At 60.0% G+C, this 18,035-nt stretch carries 13 protein-coding genes; 10 read left to right on the forward strand and 3 right to left on the reverse strand.

Going from position 1 to position 18,035, the window contains the following annotated elements; genetic code table 11:
- The first annotated feature begins 268 nt into the window (after positions 1 to 268).
- From I2H19_RS05250 to I2H19_RS05265, 4 genes are all read left to right on the forward strand, one after another.
- Positions 269 to 511, forward strand: coding sequence for a FeoA family protein (locus I2H19_RS05250; RefSeq protein ID WP_229089794.1), 243 nt, complete (start codon positions 269 to 271; stop codon positions 509 to 511).
- Between the two features lie 40 nt (positions 512 to 551).
- Complete coding sequence (locus tag I2H19_RS05255) at positions 552 to 773, forward strand: FeoA family protein (protein ID WP_006234774.1); 222 nt, start codon at positions 552 to 554, stop codon at positions 771 to 773.
- A gap of 123 nt (positions 774 to 896) precedes the next feature.
- Positions 897 to 3,224, forward strand: a complete 2,328-nt coding sequence (gene feoB, locus I2H19_RS05260; protein ID WP_195621783.1) for a ferrous iron transporter B — start codon at positions 897 to 899, stop codon at positions 3,222 to 3,224.
- A 175-nt stretch (positions 3,225 to 3,399) separates the two neighbouring features.
- Positions 3,400 to 3,600 carry a hypothetical protein gene (locus I2H19_RS05265; RefSeq protein ID WP_035136858.1) on the forward strand — a complete coding sequence of 67 codons (201 nt, stop codon included), beginning with the start codon at positions 3,400 to 3,402 and terminating at the stop codon, positions 3,598 to 3,600.
- 185 nt (positions 3,601 to 3,785) lie between these two features.
- On the opposite strand, the gene I2H19_RS05270 is transcribed toward I2H19_RS05265, so the two are convergent.
- Together I2H19_RS05270 and I2H19_RS05275 are read right to left on the reverse strand one after the other, a co-directional pair.
- Entirely contained in the window at positions 3,786 to 4,490 is a 705-nt protein-coding gene (locus I2H19_RS05270) for a response regulator transcription factor (RefSeq protein ID WP_195621785.1), read from the reverse strand.
- Positions 4,483 to 7,218: a sensor histidine kinase gene (locus tag I2H19_RS05275; RefSeq protein ID WP_195621786.1), complete on the reverse strand. Its 2,736-nt coding sequence runs from the start codon at positions 7,216 to 7,218 to the stop codon at positions 4,483 to 4,485. Before I2H19_RS05275 ends, I2H19_RS05270 begins: the two co-directional genes overlap by 8 nt.
- A 334-nt stretch (positions 7,219 to 7,552) precedes the next feature.
- Between I2H19_RS05275 and kdpA the strand changes: the two genes are divergently transcribed.
- From kdpA to I2H19_RS05295, 4 genes are all read left to right on the forward strand, one after another.
- Positions 7,553 to 9,376: a potassium-transporting ATPase subunit KdpA gene (gene kdpA / locus I2H19_RS05280; protein WP_195246057.1), complete on the forward strand. Its 1,824-nt coding sequence runs from the start codon at positions 7,553 to 7,555 to the stop codon at positions 9,374 to 9,376.
- Between the two features lie 16 nt (positions 9,377 to 9,392).
- Complete coding sequence (gene kdpB / locus I2H19_RS05285) at positions 9,393 to 11,453, forward strand: potassium-transporting ATPase subunit KdpB (protein ID WP_195621787.1); 2,061 nt, start codon at positions 9,393 to 9,395, stop codon at positions 11,451 to 11,453.
- A gap of 12 nt (positions 11,454 to 11,465) precedes the next feature.
- On the forward strand, positions 11,466 to 12,056 hold the full coding sequence (gene kdpC / locus I2H19_RS05290; RefSeq protein WP_195621788.1) for a potassium-transporting ATPase subunit KdpC: 591 nt from the start codon (positions 11,466 to 11,468) through the stop codon (positions 12,054 to 12,056).
- A 245-nt stretch (positions 12,057 to 12,301) separates the two neighbouring features.
- Positions 12,302 to 14,251, forward strand: coding sequence for an NAD(P)/FAD-dependent oxidoreductase (locus tag I2H19_RS05295; protein ID WP_195621789.1), 1,950 nt, complete (start codon positions 12,302 to 12,304; stop codon positions 14,249 to 14,251).
- Between the two features lie 353 nt (positions 14,252 to 14,604).
- On the opposite strand, the gene I2H19_RS05300 is transcribed toward I2H19_RS05295, so the two are convergent.
- Entirely contained in the window at positions 14,605 to 15,696 is a 1,092-nt protein-coding gene (locus tag I2H19_RS05300; RefSeq protein ID WP_195621790.1) for an ATP-binding protein, read from the reverse strand.
- A gap of 500 nt (positions 15,697 to 16,196) precedes the next feature.
- Here I2H19_RS05300 and I2H19_RS05305 point away from each other — a divergent pair, with 500 nt between their 5' ends.
- Positions 16,197 to 16,886, forward strand: a complete 690-nt coding sequence (locus I2H19_RS05305; protein WP_195621791.1) for a GntR family transcriptional regulator — start codon at positions 16,197 to 16,199, stop codon at positions 16,884 to 16,886.
- A 125-nt stretch (positions 16,887 to 17,011) separates the two neighbouring features.
- Positions 17,012 to 18,034 carry a LacI family DNA-binding transcriptional regulator gene (locus tag I2H19_RS05310; RefSeq protein WP_195621793.1) on the forward strand — a complete coding sequence of 341 codons (1,023 nt, stop codon included), beginning with the start codon at positions 17,012 to 17,014 and terminating at the stop codon, positions 18,032 to 18,034.
- Position 18,035: the final 1 nt, after the last annotated feature.

Below are 18,035 nucleotides of genomic sequence, written 5' to 3' on the forward strand. Positions count from 1 at the left end.
GGCGCCTTTAGACGCGTGCCGGAAATCCAAGGGTTATACCCTAAGAGCAAACCACCCCTTTTAGGGGTGGTTTTGATTGGTATCAAAAGGCACCGCAAAGAGATGGTCTTTGCGGTGCCTCTTTTGTTTCGTATAGGAAACTTTTTCGAAATCTGAATGGGGACCCTTTCCAAAAAGTTAACCACGTGTTAGTTTACTATAGCGAACATAGGCGTGGTTAACTTTTACCGCGTCGATGTTGAGGACGAACTGACGTTAGGAGCCACTCATGTCTTGCGGACCGCAGATGCCGGCAATGCCGCTTTCGATGGTAAAAGCGGGCGAAACCGTGCGCGTGTCTCGTGTAAAGGGCAATGAGGATATGAAGCACCACCTCAAGGACCTCGGCTTTGTCGAGGGCAACGAAATCCACGTGGTGAGCTCGAGTGGCGCCAACATCATCGTTACCGTGCTGGGTGCCCGCTTTGGTATCGATTCCAAAGTGGCCATGCACATCATGACCGTCGCCTAGACGACGGTATTTTTGCAAGTACTGAAAGGGGGACAAGTAAATGAAGACGTTGGGTGACGTTAAGGTGGGCGAGAGCTCCACCATCGTCAAGCTTCACGGTGAGGGCGCGCTTCGCCGCCACCTTATGGACCTGGGGCTCATCAAGGGCACTTCGTTCAAGGTTGTGAAGGTTGCACCGCTCGGTGATCCGGTCGAGATCAACGTACGCGGCTACGAGCTTTCCATCCGCAAGGAGGAGGCGGCCGTCGTCGAGGTCCAGTAAGGGCTCGCGGCGTATATTTCTGCAGGTAAAGTTAGGTATTTCTAACTTAATGCAGCAACTTTGAAGCACATTATCCAGCCTGCGCGGAGAAAGCAGCGCAGGCACACAAGGAAGAAGGATTGAATGGCGGATTCTCAGATCCATGTCGCGCTGGCGGGTAACCCCAACTGCGGCAAGACCACGCTTTTCAACCTGATCACCGGCGCCAACGGCTACGTTGGCAACTGGCCCGGCGTCACGGTTGAGAAAAAGGAGGCCAAGCTCCTAAGCGACAAGAACGTTACCATCACGGACCTCCCTGGCATCTACTCGCTTTCCCCCTACAGCCCCGAGGAGCAGTGCTCGCGCGACTACCTCATGAGCGGCGAGCCCGATGTTGTCGTCCAGGTTGTCGACGCCACCAACCTCGAGCGCAACCTGTACCTGGCGCTTCAGGTTATCGAGACCGGCCTGCCCGTGGTCGTCGCCCTCAACATGGCCGACTTGGTCGAGAAGAACGGCGACAAGATCGACACGGACAAGCTCTCCAAGAAGCTCGGCTGCCCGGTCATGATGATCTCCGCTCTTAAGAACAAGGGCATCACGGAGCTGTTCGAGCAGGTTAAGAAGTCCGCTGCCTCCAAGGGCCAGGTGCCGGAGCACAAGTTCGACTCCTCCATCGAGGATGTCCTGACGCACATCGAGAACAACCTGCCGGCGAGCGTTCCCGCCAACAAGCGCCGCTATTACGCCGTCAAGCTGTTCGAGCGCGATGCGGACGCCTGCAAGCTCATCAACCTCACCAAGGAGAGGGCCGCTCGCGTGGAGGAGCTGGTCGCCCAGTGCGAGCAGGATTGCGACGACGATGCCGAGTCCATCATCACCGGCGAGCGCTATGGCGTCATCGCGCACATTATCGACGAGTGCATGACCAAGGCTCCTGCCAAGATGAGCACCTCCGAGAAGATCGACCGCGTGGTTACCAACCGTATCCTGGGCCTGCCGATCTTTGTCGTCATCATGTTCTGCGTATACTACATCGCCGTTTCCACCCTGGGCGGCACGGTGACCGACTTCACCAATGACCAGCTCTTCGGCACCGACGGCTGGTATGTGCTCGGCCAGGGTCGCGACGCCTACGACGCAGCTGTCGAGGCTGCGGGCGACGACGCCGATTCGGTCGACCCGGCACAGTACGGCCCCTATGTTCCGGGTATCACCACCGTGGTGCACGATGCCCTTGTGGCGGGCGGCACCGAGGACGGTGGCCTGGTCGATTCGCTCGTCTGTGACGGTATCGTCGGCGGCCTGGGCGCCATCTTCGGCTTCGTCCCGCAGATGTTCCTGCTGTTCGTCATGCTGTCCTTCTTGGAGGACTGCGGCTACATGGCCCGCGTCGCCTTCATCATGGACCGCGTGTTCCGCCGCTTTGGCCTGTCCGGTAAGTCCTTTATCCCCATGCTCGTGTCCTCGGGCTGCGGCGTCCCCGGCGTCATGGCCACCAAGACCATCGAGAACGAGAAGGACCGCCGCATGACGGTCATGACCACCACGTTCATTCCCTGTGGCGCTAAGCTGCCGATCATCGCCCTGCTCATGGGTTCCATCATCGGCGATTCTTCCACCACCGCCGCGTGGATCAGCCCGCTCTTCTACTTCCTGGGCGTTTTCGCCGTCATCGGTTCGGGCCTCATGCTCAAGAAGACCAAGCTCTTCGCCGGCCGTCCGACCCCGTTTGTCATGGAGCTTCCTGCCTACCACTTCCCGGCGATCCGTTCCTGGGCGCTGCACGTGTGGGAGCGCTGCTGGGCCTTTATCAAGAAGGCCGGCACGGTCATCTTCGCGTCCACCGTCGTCGTTTGGTTCCTCTCCAACTTTGGTAGCTATAACGGTTCCTTTGGCTTCCTGCCTGCGATGGACGGCATCCCCGAGGAGTTTATGGACTACTCCGTGCTTGCCATGCTCGGCAACCTGGTCGCTTGGATTTTCGCCCCGCTCGGCTTTAGCACCTGGCAGGCAACCGCGCTGACCGTCTCTGGTCTCGTCGCCAAGGAGAACGTCGTCGCCACCGCCGGTTCGCTGCTCTCCGTTGCCGACGCCGCCGAGACTGACCCGAGCCTGTGGACCGCATTTGCCGGTATGTTCCCGACCATGGGCGCTTGCGTGGCCTTCGGTGCCTTCAACCTGCTGTGCGCCCCCTGCTTCGCTGCCATGGGCACCATCCGCAACCAGATGGATTCCGGCAAGTGGACTGCGATCGCCATCGGTTACGAGTGCGCCTTCGCTTGGGTGATCGGCCTGTTCATCAACCAGTTCTACAACCTGTTCGTTCTTGGACAGTTTGGTATCTGGACGATTGTGGCCATCGTGCTGCTGGTTGCGATGCTCTTCCAGATCTTCCGCCCCATGCCCAAGCATGCTTGGACGGACGAGGACGAGGCCAACACCGCTTCTGCCGCGGTTTCCGCCTAAGTCCGAATAAGGATTAACCCCTTTCCACGAGCCCGGGTGTCCCAGCGACACTCGGGCTTTTTGGTGGGGGAGATGTGGCGTTTCCTCAGATAAAACCGACCAAAATAAACCTGTCCCTATTTGGTAGGTGGAGAATGGGGTAAAGTAAGTGGTGGTTAACTAGAGGAGGCTTCCTATGGCACCTATCGATATTGTTGTACTGGCTGTTATCGGTATTGCGTTTGTTGCCGTGTGCGTGCGCATCTACCGCAAGGGCACCTGCGCCGACTGCGCTCAGGGTGGCGTTTGCACGGGGCATTGCTCCAACAAAAAGACATGCGCCGCACTTAAGGGCGTGGACAAAATCGCTGAGGACCTGGGCCGCGGTATCAAGTAGGGCCCAGACATCCAAGTGCCCCGCGGGCATTCGTTCGCGGGGCACCTTGCGCATTTGGACGCGAGCGAGGCGAGCTGAAGAGTATTTTTGGGTATCGTTAAATCAGGTGCGGTGAAATACGGACTGTTTTGGCTGTCAAAGGCCTTATCTACTCCGTATTCCACCGCAACTTTTTGTGGGGTGGGCTAGAGACGCTGCATGCGGTACCCGACACCCATGTGCGTCTGAATCATCTTGGGGTGAGAGGGGTCTGCCTCGATCTTCTTGCGCAGGGTGCGCATGAACACGCGCAGACTCGCCAGATCGCTGTCCCAGCTCGTGCCCCATATCTCACGGGTGATGAAGGTGTGGGTGAGCACCTTGTCGACGTTTTTCGCCAGAAGGACGAGCAATTTGTACTCGGTCGGGGTAAGCGAGAGCTCGCGTCCGTCTTTCGTCGCGTATCCCGCGGCGTAGTCGATATGCAGCGGACCGTTGTCGAACGTGCTTGCTTCTGTCGACTCGTTCGACGCCATCGAGGAGCGCCTCAAATTCGCACGGACGCGCGCGAGCAACTCATCCACAGAAAAGGGCTTGGTGAGGTAGTCGTCTGCCCCTGCGTCAAGTGCTGCAATCTTGTCGGAATCTTCGGTGCGCGCCGAAATGACGATAATGGGGACTGCCGACCAGCTTCGGATCTTCGTGATGACCTCGATACCGTCAATGTCGGGAAGGCCGAGGTCGAGCATGATGAGGCTGGGGCCGTGCGACACCGCATCCATGATGGCGGCCTGGCCGTTGCAAACCTTGCTCACGACATAGCCGTGGAGGTCAAGCGCGGTCGAAACGAGGTTTTGAACGGTCAGGTCATCTTCGACCAGGAGGATGCGTGGCTTAGCGGCATTATTCATGAATCTCGATCTCCTCGGCGGGCAGGGTAAAACGGAAGACGGCCCCATGGGGGTGGTTGTCGCGAACCTCGATGACGCCGCCATGCGCCTCCACGATGGAGCGGCAGAGCGACAGCCCAAGGCCGATGCTTCGGCGCGAATCCACGGGCCGCGTATTGCTTGAGGTGAAGAAGCGCTCAAAGATATGAGGCTTGTCGCAGTCTGCCACACCCGGCCCATCGTCTGCGACGTCCACCACGACGAACGCGCCCTCGCGACGTGCGCCGATGGTGACAGTCGAGTCCTCGGGCGTGTATTTGAAGGCGTTCATGATGAGATTCGTAAGCACCTGCATGATGAGATGGACGTCGATGCGTACCAGCAGGATGTCGTCAGTGTGCTCGATGGTGACGGCACGTCCATGCGATGCTTGGGCGACATGGCTGAGGGCGGCCTCGATGACCTCGTCGATGAGCTCAGATGTGAGGTTGAGGCGAATGGTGCCGTCCTCGACGCGTGTGATGGCGAGGAGGTTCTCCACGGTATCGATAAGCCAGAGGGAGTCGTCGTAGATGGCATCGGCAAGATCGCAGCGTTGTTCGAGGCTGAGCTTCTCGTCGCTCTTCCGAAGGATTGCCGCAGATCCGGATATGGCCGTGAGGGGTGTCCTCAAATCGTGGCCGATGGAGCGCAAAAGGTTGGCGCGCAGCTGCTCATTTTTCGCCAAGACCGCAGCCTCTTCGCGCTCTTGCGCCGCCCGGTCGCTTTCGAGCGCCAAGGCGCATTCACCTACGATAGATAGGACGATCGAATGCTCGAAGGCTTCGATCTCGCGCTCCTCCAGGGCGATGCCGATGACACCGAATACCTTGTCGCCGGTGCGAACCGCGAGGTAGAGACAGCGCGCCTCAGGCAGGGTCCGCGTGCTTGCGCCCGCGCGCTTGTTGTTGGTGTAGGTCCAGGTTGCAACGGCGCGCTCGTAGTCGGTGAGCAGCGACGCGGATCGGTTTTCGGTGCCAGCGGACTCATAGAGCGCCTTGACGAGCGTGCCGTGTTCGGCGGGGTAGAAGACCACGTCGAGTTTTAGCAGTTTGATGAGTTGGTTCATGGCGACGCGGGCGCACTCCTCCGCGCTATGGGCTTGCTGCAAGAGCTGGTTCGTTTCGAGGAGTACACGCGTTTTGAATGCGTTCTCGGCGGAGGTACGGGCGTTGTCGGCGATGCGCGCAGTTAACTCGCCGGCGACCATAGCGGTAGCGAACATGATGCCGAACGTGACCAGATAGCTCCGGTCGTAGCTGGCGAGCGAAAACAGGGGCGTGACGAAGCAGAAGTTGTAAAGCACTACAGAGAGCACGCTCGATACGATCGTGCAGATACGCCCCGTCGTGGTGACGGCGGTCAGCAGGGCCGTGAGGATATAGAGGGATATGATGCTGGAATCGGCAAATCCCAGATGGCGGAAAGCCGTGCCGATCGCCGTGGCGACAAGAGAGAGGGCCAGCGTGCGAAGCACGTTTCGGCTGCTGGGCGGCTGCAGGGCGAGCGCATGGCGGCGTCCTTTGGGTCGGGAGGGCGGAGTCGACTGGTCTGGAATGATGTAAATGTCGAGGTTCGGGGCGAATGTTATGAGCTGTTCTACGAGAGATTTGCGGCCGAAGAGGGCCTGACGGACGCTGCTGCGCTCGCCCGTGCGCCCCATGACGATCTTCGAAATACCCGACAGGCGCGCGAACTCGGAGATCTGAAACGCGATGTCGTCGCCATAGACGGTTTCCATATGTGCTCCGAGCTGCTCGGCTAGGGCGATATTGGCTGCAAGCTTGGCGCGCTCATCATCGCTCATGGCTTGCGTGCGCGGGCTCTCTACGAACAGGGCGACGAGCTCGCTGCGAAACGCTTTCGCCATGCGTGCGGCGGCACGGACGATGCGGGGATTGGTCGGCGCCGGGGAGACACAGACTAAGATACGCTCCCTGGTGTAGTAGTCACGGTTTCCCAGCACGCGTGCGGCGTCTGTGAGGTGACCGGTGCGATCGGCGCAGCGGCGCAGCGCGATTTCTCGGAGTGCGGTGAGGTTCTCGACGGTAAAAAAATGCTGTTGCGCTCGGTCGGCTTGTGCGGGACGGTAGACGAGGCCGGCGCGAAGGCGCTCAAGTAGGTCTTCGGGCTCTATGTCGACGAGCTCGACCTGGTCGGCATCATCGAAGATACGGTCGGGGATTCGTTCGCTCACGACAACGCCGGTGATGGATGCAACCATGTCGTTTAGGCTCTCGATATGCTGAACGTTCACGGTCGTATAGACGTCGATGCCCGCATGTAGAAGTTCCTCGACGTCTCGATAGCGTTTGTCGTGGCGAGACCCCGGCGCATTCGTATGGGCGAGCTCGTCGACAAGGATGAGCTGAGGGGCGCGTTCGATAGCCGCATCTAGATCGAACTCGCTGAGCGCAATGCCGTTGTGCTCGATGAGTTTACAGGGCACGTTCTCAAGCCCTTGTGCAAGATGGGCAGTTGCCGGACGTTCGTGCGGCTCGATGTATCCCGCGACGACGTCGACACCTCGCCGCTTGGCGGCGTGGGCGGCTTGAAGCATCGCGTAGGTTTTGCCTGTGCCAGCAGCGTAGCCAAAGAAAATTTTGAGGTGTCCCCGGCTGGTTCGAGTGTCATCGGCGACCTCGTCTTTCTCAATTGCCTTGAGGATGAGGTCTGGATTGACGCGAGTGTCCGATGCGTCGCGCTGCATAGCGTAGCCTTTCTGAAGCGTTGTCCATGCGTGCATACGCGGTGAAGACACCACTGTATGCTCGCGAGGTCGAGTATAGGCGCACTGCAGCTGCAATAGTGCTTTCTACCTGCATCTTTACGGCATCTTAAGGATGTGAGCCCCGGCCCTCACGCCTCTTTAATCCCTAGAAGCGTTTACTGTCCCCAGACGCTTGCGAGGGCAGGCGTCCGAGACATCGGACCGCGTGTGAAAGGGGCGGTAAATGGACATCCTCATTCCCATCATCGGAGTCGTCTGCATTGGACTTCTTATCTATTACATCTACATTCTGATGAGGAGTGATTCGTAAACTATGGACGCTGCGATTCAGTACATCTTGTACTTTGCCGTACTCGTCGTCCTGGCCGTTCCGCTCGGTCGGTTCATGGCCCATATCATGGATGGTGAGCATACGTTCCTGTCGCCTGTGATTGCTCCTGTGGAGCGTGGCGTCTATCGTCTGCTTCGCATCGACGCGGCAGAACAGATGGGGTGTAGGCGCTATCTGGCGAGCGTGCTGGTCTTTTCGGGGATCGGCCTCGTGACTCTTGTGGCACTCCAGGCGCTTCAGTCCTTCTTGCCAGGCAATCCCCAGCACCTGCCGGGTGTGTCATGGGACCTGTCGTTCAATACGGCTGCTTCCTTCATAACCAACACCAACTGGCAGTCCTACTCCGGTGAGACCACCCTGTCCTACCTTGTGCAGTTCATGGGTCTCACTGTGCAGAACTTCGTTTCCGCTGGCACCGGTATCGCGGTCATGTTCGCGCTGATCCGCGGCTTCCGTCAGGTCAAGGAGCAGGGTCTGGGTTCCTTCTGGGTCGACCTCACCCGCACCGTCCTGTATGTGCTCATCCCGCTGAACCTCGTGTTCGGCATCTGCCTGGCTGCCGGTGGCGTCATCTCCAACTTCCAGCCGGCTCAGAAGGCTGAGCTCGTAGAACCCGTCGCTGTTCAGCCTAATGCAGACGGCGGCTGGAGCGTCATCGACGGCGCCCAGATTGAGGGCGACACGGTCAAGGTCGACGGCAAGGTTGTCGAGGGCGCGCGCGTGGTCACCGAGCAGTTCCTGCCCCAGGGTCCCGCGGCTCCTCAGGTCGCCATCAAGCAGTCCGGCACCAACGGCGGCGGCTTCTTCGGCGTGAACTCCGCCCATCCGTATGAGAACCCCAGTGCCTTCACCAACATCATCGAGATGACCAGCCTGCTGCTGATCCCGGCCGCCTGTTGCTTCGCCTTCGGTATCGGCGTCAAGAACACCAAGCAGGGCAAGGCCATCTTTGCCGCCATGTTCATCCTGCTGGTGATCTTCACCGGCATCATCGCCGTCAACGAGCATGCGGGCACCCCGCAGCTGGCCGATGGCGGAGCGGTCAATATCGAGATGACCGACGGCCAGGCCGGCGGCAACATGGAGGGCAAGGAGAGCCGTTTCGGTATCGCCTCCTCTTCTACCTGGTCCGCTTTCACGACGGCTGCTTCCAACGGCTCGGTTAACTCCATGCACGACTCCTACACCCCGCTGGGCGGTTTTGTCCAGATGCTCCAGATTGCTCTGGGCGAGGTCGTCTTCGGCGGCGTGGGCTGCGGCCTGTACGGCATGATCGGCTTCGCCATCCTCACAGTGTTCATCGCCGGCCTCATGGTCGGACGCACGCCTGAGTTCCTGGGCAAGAAGATCGAGCCGGGCGAGATGCGCTGGGCAGTTGTCCTGTGCTTGGCAACTCCGTTTGCCATTCTGGTGTGCTCGGCCATCGCCTGCATGGTGCCCGGTCTTGCCGACCAGCTCAACAATGGTGGCGCGCACGGCTTCTCCGAGGCGCTGTATGCCTTCACCTCATGCGGCGGCAACAACGGCTCGGCGTTTGCAGGCATGAACTGCAACATTCCCTGGATCAACGTCATGCTCGGCCTCGAGATGCTGTTCGCTCGCTTCATGCCCATCATCGGTACGCTGGCTATCGCCGGCTCGCTGGCCAAGAAGGGCAAGGTCGCCGAGAGCGCCGGTACCCTGTCTACCACCAACGGCATGTTCGTATTCCTGCTCGTGTTCATCGTTCTGCTGATCGGTGCCCTGAGCTTCTTCCCGGCCCTGGCGCTTGGCCCCGTTGCCGAGTTCTTCCAGATGATTGCGTAAAGGAGGGCGCAGATTTATGGCTATGCAAAAAGACATGATGGGCCGCGCGGTCCGCGACTCGTTTGCCAAGTTGGATCCTCGCGTCCAGATTCAAAACCCGGTCATGTTCCTGGTGTGGCTTTCCGCCGGCATGACCTCCGTCCTGGCCGTCGCTTCCATCTTCGGTGTGCAGGACGCGGGTGTGCCCACCTACTATGTGGTCGCCATCGCGGTCATCCTGTGGCTCACAGACCTGTTCTCGAACTTCGCCGAGGCGCTTGCCGAGGGCCGCGGTAAGGCTCAGGCCGATTCCCTGCGTGCGGCCAAGAAGGATGTCGAGGCCCATCGCATCGAGTCCGTTGAGGACAAGGAGCACTTCACCGTCGTTCCCGGCACCGAGCTTACGCGCGGCGACCTGGTGATCGTACGCGCCGGCGAGCAGATTCCCGGCGATGGCGACGTCATCGAGGGCGCTGCCTCCGTTGACGAGTCCGCCATCACCGGCGAGTCCGCCCCCGTGGTCCGCGAGGCCGGCGGCGATCGCTCTGCCGTTACCGGCGGTACCACGGTGCTGTCCGACTGGATCATCGTCAAGATCTCCAGTGAGCCCGGCCAGAGCTTCCTGGACAAGATGATCGCGATGGTCGAGGGTGCCGCGCGCAAGAAGACCCCTAACGAGATCGCTCTGGAGATCTTCCTGGTGGCCCTCTCCATCGTCTTTATCCTGGTCACGCTGGCCCTGTATTGTTACTCCTGCTTCTCGGTCGGTCTTAACGACATGGACAACCCCACGGCCGTGACCACGCTCGTGGCGCTGCTCGTGTGCCTGGCTCCCACTACCATCGGCGCCCTTCTTTCCGCCATCGGCATCGCCGGCATGAGCCGTCTGAACGAGGCCAACGTGCTGGCCATGTCCGGCCGCGCCATCGAGGCCGCCGGCGACGTCGACATCCTCATGCTCGATAAGACCGGTACCATCACCTTGGGCAACCGCCAGGCCGCTGAGTTCATTCCGGTCGACGGTGTCGATCCGGCAGAACTCGCCGATGCCGCGCAGCTGTCCTCTCTGGCGGATGAGACCCCCGAGGGCCGCTCCATCGTCGTGCTCGCCAAGGAGCAGTTTGGGCTGCGCGGCCGCACACTCGAGGATAAGGGCATGGAGTTCATCCCCTTCACCGCGGCGACCCGCATGTCCGGTGTGAACTACGCCGACAGCGAGATTCGCAAGGGTGCGGCCGATTCCGTTCGCGCTTATGTGGAGGCTGCCGGAGGAGTGTTTTCGAAGGAGTGCGACGAGGCCGTCGAACGCATTGCGAAGGTGGGCGGCACCCCGTTGGTCGTGGCAAAGGACCGACGTGTGCTGGGCGTCGTCTACCTTAGGGACATCATCAAGTCCGGCGTGAAGGAGAAGTTCGCCGACCTGCGCCGCATGGGTATCAAGACCACCATGGTGACGGGTGATAATCCGCTGACGGCCGCCGCCATCGCAGCCGAGGCGGGCGTGGACGACTTCCTGGCCGAGGCCACCCCCGAGGGCAAGCTCGAGAAGATCCGCGCGTTCCAGCATGAGGGCCATCTGGTCGCGATGACCGGCGACGGCACCAACGACGCGCCGGCGCTGGCGCAGGCGGATGTCGCCGTGGCCATGAACACGGGAACCCAGGCTGCCAAGGAGGCCGGCAACATGGTCGACCTCGACTCCAGCCCCACCAAGCTCATCGATATCGTGCGTATCGGCAAGCAACTGCTCATGACCCGCGGCTCGCTCACGACCTTCTCGGTCGCCAACGACGTCGCCAAGTATTTCGCCATTATCCCGGCGCTATTCTCGCCGATCTACCCCGGGTTGGACGCCCTCAACATCCTGGGGCTCACCAGCCCGTTGACTGCCGTGCTGTCCGCCATTATCTACAACGCGCTGGTCATCGTCGCGCTGATTCCTGCCGCCCTGAAAGGCGTGAAGTACCGCGAGCTTTCGTCCGGCCAGCTGCTGACCCACAACCTGCTGGTGTGGGGTCTGGGCGGTATCGTGGCGCCGTTCGTATTCATCAAGATTATCGACATGCTGCTGGCCTTGTTCGGCATTGGCATGATGTAGACGGAGGTTTGTATGTTCAAAGGTATCGCATCGCGCGCACTTGGCGTGTTCGCGCTGTTTACCATCGTCTGCGGCCTGGGATACACGCTCGTGGTGACCGGCGTCGCGCAGCTTGCGTTTCCGTACCAGGCGAACGGATCGCTTATTACGGTCGACGGCAAGGTTGTGGGTTCCGAGCTCATCGGCCAGAACTTCGATGATGAAGCCCACATGTGGGGTCGTATCCAGAACGTGTCAATTGTCGAAGGCGAAGACGGCGAACTCATGGCGTATGGTGCCCCGTCCAACCTGTCCCCGGCGAGTGAGGAGTATCGGCAGCTGATAGATGCGCGCGTGAAGAAGATTCGCGCCGCCAATCCCGATGCCGATATGGACGCTGTGCCCGTCGACCTGGTGACGTGTTCGGGGTCCGGCCTCGACCCGGAGATCTCTCCGGATGCCGCCGAGTACCAGGTCCCGCGCCTTGCCAAAGCCACGGGCAAAAGTGAGGACGAGGTGCACGACATCATCGCCGCGTGCACCAAGGGTCGTTTCCTCGGCGTGTTCGGCGAGCCCACGGTCAACGTGCTCAAGGTGAACCTTATGCTGGACGGCGTGCTGTAGGTGAAGGAGCGGCGGATGAGGGCATGACTGACTATCTGAGCCCTCAATTCCACTCCGCCCATCAGTTGCGGTGAAATACGGACTGTCTTGGCTATCAAAGGCCTTATCTACTCCGTATTCCACCGCAACTTTTTGGGGGTTGAGCAGAGACTGGGGGAGTGCGTGCGGTCGGGTACCGTGTGGTTGCTGGTATGATAGATAAGTCAGCAATTGCCGCCGAGCGGCTCAAATGAAAGGAACCCTGTATGGAGTCCTCCGCCTACCCGATGCTCTTTAGTCCGATCAAGGTCGGTACGACCGAGGTCAAGAACCGCGTCTTTATGCCGCCGGTGTCCACCAACCTGGCCGATCATGGCTATGTGACCGACGACTTGGTCGATCATTACCGTGCCCGCGCCAAGGGCGGCGTGGGCCTCATCATTACCGAGGTCGTGACGGTCGAGCCCACCTATACCTATCTGCCGGGTGACATGTGCTGCTACGACGACACGTTTATCCCTGGCTGGGAAAAGCTCGCCGCCGCCGTGCATGAGTATGGCTGCAAGATCATGCCGCAGCTCTTTCACCCCGCCTACATGGCCTTTAACATTCCGGGCACGCCGCGCCTGATCGCTCCGTCCTTCGTGGGACCGTCCTATGCCCGCGAGGCACCGCGTCCTATCACGGTCGATGAGATTCACGAGCTCACGCATCAGTTTGGCGACGCTGCCGTGCGTATGCAGAAGGCTGGCGTCGATGGCGTCGAGGTCCATGCGGCGCACGCCCACGGCATGCTCGGCGGCTTTTTGACTCCGCTCTACAACAAGCGCACCGACGAGTACGGCGGCTCGCTCGACGCCCGCATGCGCTTCTTGCTCGAGGTCATCGCCGAGATTCGTGAGCGCTGCGGCAAGGACTTTATCATCGACGTCCGCATTTCGGGCGATGAGTACACCGATGGCGGTCTGACCCTCAACGACATGATCTACGTCTCGCGTCGCCTGGAGAAGGCCGGCGTCGACATGATTCATGTGTCGGGCGGCACCACCATCAAGCGCGGCTCTGCGATTCCCGCCGCCGGCACGCAGCAGGCCTCGCACGCCGCCTGCTCGCGCGAGATCAAGAAGCACGTCAACATTCCCGTCGCCACCGTCGGACGTATCAACGAGGCCTGGATCGCCGAGGAGCTGATTGAGGACGGTGCCGCCGACATCTGCATGATGGGCCGCGCCAATCTGTGTGATGCCGAGTTCTGCAACAAGGCCGCTGCCGGCAACGCCGACGATATTCGCCCCTGCATTGGCTGCCTGCGCTGCCTGAACGGCATTATGTTTGGCAAACGCATCTCCTGCACCGTTAATCCGGACGTGGAGCGCGACGAGGCTGGCTACGAGCCTGCCGCCGAGGCCAAGAACGTGCTCGTTGTGGGCGCTGGTCCTGCGGGCATGGAGGCGGCGTTCATTGCCGCCAAGCGCGGCCACAACGTGGTGCTCGTGGACAAGCAGGACGAACCGGGCGGCGAGATGCGTATCGCAGCCGTTCCGCCGGCAAAGCAGGAACTCACCCGTGTGATCAAGTATCAGTATCGCCGTCTTGCTGAGGCGGGCGTGAAGTGCGTATTTGGCACCGAGCTTACTGCCGAGGACATTCAGCGCGACTACGCCGGCTACGAGGTCGTCCTGGCCTATGGCGCCGAGCCCATCGCTCCGGCCTTCATGCAGGGCTTTAAGCAGGTTATGACGGCCGACGACCTGCTGGGAGGCAAGGCTTTCCCGGGTAAGAAGATCGTCATCGTGGGCGGCGGTACCGTTGGCTGCGAGACGGCCGATTACCTGGCCCCGTTGGTCAACGACCTGTCGCCGGCCAACCGCGATGTCACCGTCATCGAGATGACCAAGACGCTCGCCGCCAACGAGGGCGGTGCCGGTCGCGCGGTGCTCATCACGCGCATGCTCTCCAAGGGCGTCCACGTGCTGACCGAGGCCAAGGTGACCGAGATCACCGAGGACACTATCAGCTACGAGAAGGACGGCGAGGTCCACACCATCGACGATGCCGATACGCTGGTGCTTGCCATGGGCTATCGTCCCAATACCAAGTTGGCCGACGACCTTGCCGCTGCCGGTGTTGCCACCCACGTGCTGGGCGATGCCAACAAGTGCGGCAACATTCGCGACGCCATCGGCGATGGCTACAAGGTTGCCTGCGAGCTCTAGCCAACCCCTTGTTGCGTGGGGGCAGGTTACTTTGCACCAACTTGGCGCATGTAAACCTGGCCCCATTGACGAGGTTTCCGCCATCCCAGGGCGGCTACATGGAGTAGCGCCCGTGCGCATCGATTCCCTCTCATAGATGTGCGGCACAAAGAACCCCGAGCTCACACGAGCTCGGGGCCTTTTTCGTCTGGATTGGGGACGCATAGCCGGACGAAAGCGTGTTGCGTTTGGCGTAAAACCATACGAAAGTGCAATTTGCGTCTTATTTCCGAACGTAAAACAGACGAAAACCGTTTACGTCTGCTTTAAATCCGTACGAAAACGGTTTTCGTCTTGCAGGGCAGTTGCCGTTTCTACAGTTCAACTTCCAGTTCGGCTTTGTGCTCGTAGAGGTAGTCGCGCATGTAGGGGATGGCAAATGAGACCTTGCCGTACGAAGGAGCCTCGATAATCGATTCTCTTAACAGGCGGCTGCGGACGGAGCTCACCTGTTGAGGCGTTTTGTTTAGGGCATCGGCAACCATGCTGGTCGAGCTCGTCTGCCCCAAAGACGCCATGCTCAGCAGATAAGCGATGCACGTGGGCGGAATGCGCTGCAGCGCGGGCTCAATCACCATGGCGCAGAAGCGTTCGCGTGCCGTTGCAATGCCACGCTCGGCTTCTTCTTCTCCAATAATCGCTGTATGTGCGCGTCTTGCCAACTGCCATGCGTAGTATCCAACGAGTTGGATCATGAAAGGATAGCCTTGCGTTGCCTCGGCAAGTTGGCCGGCAATACCTGGCTGCAACTCCATGCCAGACGCTTCAATGGTTTCCTCGAGGGAGTACGACACTTCGGTTACTGCCACAGCCTTCAGATCAAAGGGGAGGGCACGGCGCAAAAACGTAAGTGTCTTTCCGTTGATGATGCTTTCAATCATCGAAGGCAGCCCAGCAAAAACAAAGGCGATATCAAGGTCTTCGCCGATAACCTGCTGAATCGCAATGGAGAGCGTTCGGACCTCATCGAGCTCTGCGTCTTGAACCTCGTCGAGAGTGATGAGCAGGCCATTTCCATTCTTGGATATTGTCTGTCTCATGGCGTCGCGTAGCGATGGGCCGATTCGCTCAATATCTATGCTGCCGATGGATATGCCAGCTACGGTGGGCTCAAATCTGGCGTGTTTGGCCTGGAATTTGGGCTGCAGCTGTTCGAGAATGCGCTGGCAAAGTCCCTCGGTTGCGACCTCTTTTATGACCGTCCAGCCACGGCTTTGCGCCAAACGTGAGCACTCGTCAAGGAGGACCGTCTTGCCCGTTCCACGGACGCCGGCTATGCGCATTAGGCGCCCCGGGGCACCAGGCCCGTTGACGAGGCCCTCATTGAATTCTTCGAGCACATCTTCGCGGCCGATAATCGTGGGAGGTGTTTTACCTGCTGTGGGCTTAAAAGGGTTTGTTTGCATGTGAGCCACCTTTGCTCAAGATATAGCAAGATATAGCAAAGTATAGCAAGATATAGCAAAGTATAGTGAGATATAGCAAAGTAAGCGCTACTCACGGGTTTTGCGGTGGTGCTATTTTCCAAATGCCGCGCGGATAAAACGCTGGGCGAACAGCTTGTTGGCAACTCACGAGGGCTCGGGGTGCCAATTTGGGATGGAGTAGTGCTGTGCCACGAATAGGGCCTATCTACTACGTTTAAGCCGCAGAGGTCAACCATAGCCGGCTATTTTGAAAATCGATAAGCTCTCTACCCGCGGTTTTGTTTTCGCACTTTTCAGCATGGTCGGGGCTATCCGCGTTAACGTAGTAGATGGGCCCCTTTTGTGGCAAGGGTGCCGATCAACAGGACAGGGCAGGTAAAAGAGACACATCCCAAAAGACCGGTTGGGAGTTGGGACGTGTCGATGCGATAGTATTGCATGGTGATATTCGACAAACCGTGGCTTCATCCGAGGGCTTTATGGAACAGCAGCATTATCAGAGCCTGCAAGACCAGGCGTACAACGCATTGCGGTCCAAGATCATCTATGCCGAGCTCAAGCCCGGCACGCGCCTTTCGGCGATTGGTCTGGAAAAGGAGACGGGAATCGGGCGCACGCCCATTCGCGAATCCTTTGTGCGCCTGCGTGAGCAGGAGCTGGTGGAAACGCGTCCCAAAAGCGGCACCTACGTCTCTAAGATCAGCATGGAACGCGCCGAAAACGCCTGCTTTTTGCGCGAGAAGCTCGAGAGAAGCGTGCTTATTAAATGCTGTTCGGCCGCCTCGCCCGAGCAAAAGCAGCGGCTTGAGCAGATTCTTACCGAGTCCGAGTCGCTCGACCATGGCGAAACGCGCCGTTTCTTTGACCTGGATAACCTGTTCCATGAGACATGTTTTGAGATTGCCGGTCGTCACATGTTGTGGGATTGGATGAAGAGCGTCAACACGCATTTTGAGCGATACAACTGGTTGCGTATGGTGTCGCAGGATCTGGACTGGGAGCCGATTCGTCGGCAGCATCGCCGGATTCTCGAGGCCATTAAGAGGGGCGATACCGACGCGGCGAGCTATCTGGCAGAGACGCACTTGCACCTGATGCCCGAGGAGCAGGGCCCGGTTATCGCCTTGCATCCCGACTATTTTGAGCTGCCTAAAGACTCGTCTATCTAGCCCATCATCGCATCTGCTCGAGACGCAAAAACGACGCTGCTCACCTACAGCGTTTTGCAACCGAGATTTTTAAAAAAATGCCTAAAATGGCTCAGACCGCCGACAATTGGGAAACGGAGTGCGCTATGGCGCAGGTGAGAATCAAGGACATTGCCGCCGAGGCGGGCGTGAGTCCGGCCACGGTCTCGCGCTATCTCAACAACCGCCCCGGGCAAATGACCGAGGAGACCCGTGCCCGTATTGCCGAGGTCATCGAGCGCACCGGCTATCGCCCGCGTGCCGCCGCGCGCAATCTGCGCAGCTCGCGCACCAACCTCATCGGCGTGATCCTGGCCGACATCGCCAACCCGTTCTCGAGCGCCATGCTCGAAGGGCTTTCCGCCAGCGCCGCCGCGCGCGGCTGCTCGCTTATGACGGCCATTAGCGGCAACGATCCCGCCAAGGAGGCCGAGTCGCTCACCAGGCTTATCGATGCCGGCGTGGACGGTCTGGTCGTCAACACTTGTGGCGGCAACGACAAGGCGATCGCCGCGGCCGCGGGGCGCCTGCCCGTTGTGCTGCTTGACCGCGATGTTACCGCCGGCGGTGTCGATCTGGTGACATCTAACAACCGTGAGTTGGTCGCCGGCCTGGTAGACGCCTTGACCGCCGCTGGCAGCGAGCGCCTGTGCCTGCTCACCGAGGCAAGCGACGACAGCCCCGTGCGTCGCAAGCGCGCCGAGGCCTTTACCGACGAGCTTTTGCACCGCGGCCTTGCCGGCGAGGTCGTCACCCTGGCCGACGGGGGCGCCACGGGCGTCGGCCGCCTGGACGAGACCATCCGCGGCTATGCAGGTAAAAAGCTCGGCCTCATTGCTGTCAACGGCTTGGTTTTCCTGCGTCTGACCGAGGCGCTAGCGCAGCTGGGACCCTCGCTGCCGGCGGGGCTCAAGATCGCGACGTTTGACGACTACCCCTGGAACCATGTGCTCTTTGGTGGCGTGACCACGGCCGCGCAGGACACCCTCACCATTGCCGAGCGCGTAGTCGAGCGCCTTTCCGAGCGCATCGACGTTGTTACCACCACCGTGGGCGAGGCCGCAAAGCTCGCCCCCAAGCGCATCGAGATTCCCGGCCACATCGAACACCGCGCTTCGACCTCGCGCTAGC

The sequence above is a fragment of the Collinsella aerofaciens genome (assembly GCF_015560135.1).
GTDB classification, from domain to species: domain Bacteria; phylum Actinomycetota; class Coriobacteriia; order Coriobacteriales; family Coriobacteriaceae; genus Collinsella; species Collinsella aerofaciens_AN.

What these genes read in the sequence shown, in the direction of transcription:
- kdpC (WP_195621788.1), top strand. Translation starts at nt 11,466, where the DNA reads ATGTTCAAAGGTATCGCATCGCGCGCACTTGGCGTGTTCGCGCTGTTT.
- feoB (WP_195621783.1), top strand. Translation starts at nt 897, where the DNA reads ATGGCGGATTCTCAGATCCATGTCGCGCTGGCGGGTAACCCCAACTGC.
- I2H19_RS05250 (WP_229089794.1), top strand. Translation starts at nt 269, where the DNA reads ATGTCTTGCGGACCGCAGATGCCGGCAATGCCGCTTTCGATGGTAAAA.
- kdpA (WP_195246057.1), top strand. Translation starts at nt 7,553, where the DNA reads ATGGACGCTGCGATTCAGTACATCTTGTACTTTGCCGTACTCGTCGTC.
- I2H19_RS05275 (WP_195621786.1), bottom strand. Translation starts at nt 7,218, where the DNA reads ATGCAGCGCGACGCATCGGACACTCGCGTCAATCCAGACCTCATCCTC.
- I2H19_RS05295 (WP_195621789.1), top strand. Translation starts at nt 12,302, where the DNA reads ATGGAGTCCTCCGCCTACCCGATGCTCTTTAGTCCGATCAAGGTCGGT.
- I2H19_RS05300 (WP_195621790.1), bottom strand. Translation starts at nt 15,696, where the DNA reads ATGCAAACAAACCCTTTTAAGCCCACAGCAGGTAAAACACCTCCCACG.
- kdpB (WP_195621787.1), top strand. Translation starts at nt 9,393, where the DNA reads ATGGCTATGCAAAAAGACATGATGGGCCGCGCGGTCCGCGACTCGTTT.
- I2H19_RS05265 (WP_035136858.1), top strand. Translation starts at nt 3,400, where the DNA reads ATGGCACCTATCGATATTGTTGTACTGGCTGTTATCGGTATTGCGTTT.
- I2H19_RS05305 (WP_195621791.1), top strand. Translation starts at nt 16,197, where the DNA reads ATGGAACAGCAGCATTATCAGAGCCTGCAAGACCAGGCGTACAACGCA.
- I2H19_RS05270 (WP_195621785.1), bottom strand. Translation starts at nt 4,490, where the DNA reads ATGAATAATGCCGCTAAGCCACGCATCCTCCTGGTCGAAGATGACCTG.
- I2H19_RS05255 (WP_006234774.1), top strand. Translation starts at nt 552, where the DNA reads ATGAAGACGTTGGGTGACGTTAAGGTGGGCGAGAGCTCCACCATCGTC.
- I2H19_RS05310 (WP_195621793.1), top strand. Translation starts at nt 17,012, where the DNA reads ATGGCGCAGGTGAGAATCAAGGACATTGCCGCCGAGGCGGGCGTGAGT.